Annotated in this window: 3 protein-coding genes; all 3 read left to right on the top strand. The window is 24.9% G+C overall.

From position 1 onward, the window contains the following. The first annotated feature begins 261 nt into the window (after positions 1 to 261). The gene (locus tag T347_RS0103680) at positions 262 to 549 is read left to right on the top strand and encodes an HD domain-containing protein (protein WP_169734490.1); all 288 of its coding nucleotides are present in this window, start codon (positions 262 to 264) and stop codon (positions 547 to 549) included. A gap of 538 nt (positions 550 to 1,087) precedes the next feature. Beyond that, positions 1,088 to 2,383, top strand: coding sequence for an ATP-binding cassette domain-containing protein (locus T347_RS0103670; protein ID WP_031543422.1), 1,296 nt, complete (start codon positions 1,088 to 1,090; stop codon positions 2,381 to 2,383). A gap of 20 nt (positions 2,384 to 2,403) precedes the next feature. Continuing rightward, positions 2,404 to 2,516 (top strand): phosphoribosyltransferase family protein (locus T347_RS0103665; RefSeq protein WP_031543420.1); only part of this gene is annotated, 113 nt, incomplete at its 3' end.

The raw sequence follows: 2,516 nt of genomic DNA, 5'->3' as shown, positions 1-2,516 counted from the left end.
AAGATGATCTATTAGCTGAATACAATGTTCAAAAAATATTAAAGTATTAACATAACAAAGGCTTTTGCCTTTGTTTTTTTTACCAATTAAAGGTTTTAATTTAATAAAAGGAGATTAATTATGGCAACAATGCCTTATATTAAAAAAATAGAGTTAGACGTAATAAATTAGAGATTGTTGAAATAAAACAATACTCAGAACTAGAAAATGAATTAAGAAATTATATTTCTAATAAAAAAGAAATTAAAGATGCATATGATTATGCAGAAAAATTGCACAGTGGTCAATGAAGAAAAAAATGGTGATCCATATATTTATCATCTACTTTCAACTGCTTATTTTTTAGCACAAATGCAAATGGGTCCTAAAACAATCATTGCTGGTGATTTACATGACATTGTTGAAGATACTCCCGTAACAATAAAAGAGCCTGAATCTATTTTTGGAGAAGAAGTAGCTAACCTGGTTGAATCAGTTACTATGTTATTGGACCATGCCTATCAACAATCTCTAAAGCAATCTCAAGAAATGAAAAAGTTACACCAGTAGTTGGTGCTTTATTAGAAGATCGAATATGGACACAAAGCATTCTATACAGAAGTTTCTGCAGTAAATAATGCTAATAGATGAGATAGAATCGTTGAATAAAACATCATAAAAGAAGAATATAACACTACTTAAAATACAGCTCCTAAACTAGGCAATAGATCTGAAGATGAATATATATTATGTTATACATGTCAATTCACATAATTAGAGGTAAAGATGGTAAAAAATATACCTAATTGTGATTTCAATTTTAATTAACATTAAGAAACCGGAATTGGTTAAAGAGAACTATGTTGCAACACAATCAAATTGCATTCCTAATAGGAAGAAAGATGGTGCAAGAAAATTACTTAAAAAATATTATGCACTTCAATGAATGTATTATAAACAAATGATAAATAAAATTATTAGCTTTATAAAGTAGAGAATTTTTGTGTTAAACTAAATATATAAAAATGAAAGTAGTTGATTAAATGTACACAGAAAAATAATTTAATTTAATTAAATATATTTTGCTCTTCTGAAAAGAGGTGGTTATGTGATACATATCAGTGATTTTATTTTATCTTTCAACGAAGAAATTCTTTTAGAGGTAAAAAATTTAAATATTAATAAAAACAAAATAATAGCATTAATTGGAAATAATGGAAGTGGAAAAACATCCTTCGCTAAAACTTTAATGAAACTAAATAATAATTATAGTGGAACTGTGAATAATACTTATTCTTCTCATTATTTAAACCAGTCTTATTTTAAGGAAATAGAATCTCTTTATAAAAGTGGTGGAGAAATTGCTAAATTAAAAATAATTGATGCATTTTCCGGCGATTATCAGTTACTTATTTTAGATGAACCCAGCGTTCATTTAGATTCTAATAACATTAAATTCTTAATAGATAAAATTAAAAGATATAAAGGTTTGATAATTCTTATATCGAATGATCGTTTTTTAATAGAAAAAACAGCTGAAGAAATTTACGAAATTGAAGATTGCAAATTAAATATATTTAAGATGGATTATAAAAAATACCTAATTGAAAAACAAAATAAAGAAAACATTAATAAAGCAGAATATATAAAATATATATCTAATAAAAATAAAATAGAGAAAGCTATTAATAATAGAAATACTCACCATGAAAATGTTAAAAGACAGCCGAAAAGGATGGGAATTTCTGATGCTAGATTAGGCAAATGGACTAAGCAAGGAAATCCTAGTATAAATAGAAATAAAAAAGCTTTAAAAAACAAATTAGAAAAATTAGAAGTGAAAAATATACAGCACACATTAAATAAAGAAATAAGTTTTTCTTATTTACCATCTAGAAAAAGTAATTTATTTTTCATAGAAAAGTATAATTTAAGTGTTAAAAATAATTCTAAAATAGGAATTTTAGGTAATAACGGAAGTGGAAAAACAACACTATTAGAATCAATTTTTAATAAATATAAAAACATTTATAAGATAGGTTACTTATCTCAATCAATAGATAATGTCTTTAAAAACTACACAGTTAAACAATACATAGATTTACACATACCTGATATTCAAATAAATATTAGAAAATATTTATCTCAGTTTAAATATCGTGAAAATACATATCATAAAAAAATAATTCAATTAAGTGAAGGTGAAAAAGTTCAATTAAACATTTCAATTTTATTATCTCAAAAATGAACTATATTATTAATGGATGAGCCAACCAATTTTCTAGATATTCATAGTGCAAACATTATTGAAAAGGCTATAATTAATTTTGAAGGAGCAACAATATTTGTTACACACGATAAAAATTTATTGAAAAATGTTGATCCTGAGATATTGGAAATATAGATGGAGAAAATCATCAACAAGTGCATGATGGTGATATTAAATCAGGAGACAAAGTTGTTATAGTTGATGATGTTCTAGCAACAGGTGAAACAATCGAAGCAATTATTAAGCTTGTAGAAATGCAAGGTGGAAC

Origin of the sequence: Mesoplasma photuris ATCC 49581 (assembly GCF_000702725.1) — a bacterium.
In the GTDB taxonomy this organism is placed as follows: Bacteria; Bacillota_I; Bacilli_A; order Mycoplasmatales; family Mycoplasmataceae; genus Tullyiplasma; species Tullyiplasma photuris.
This window is presented reverse-complemented; position numbering and strand designations above follow the sequence as displayed.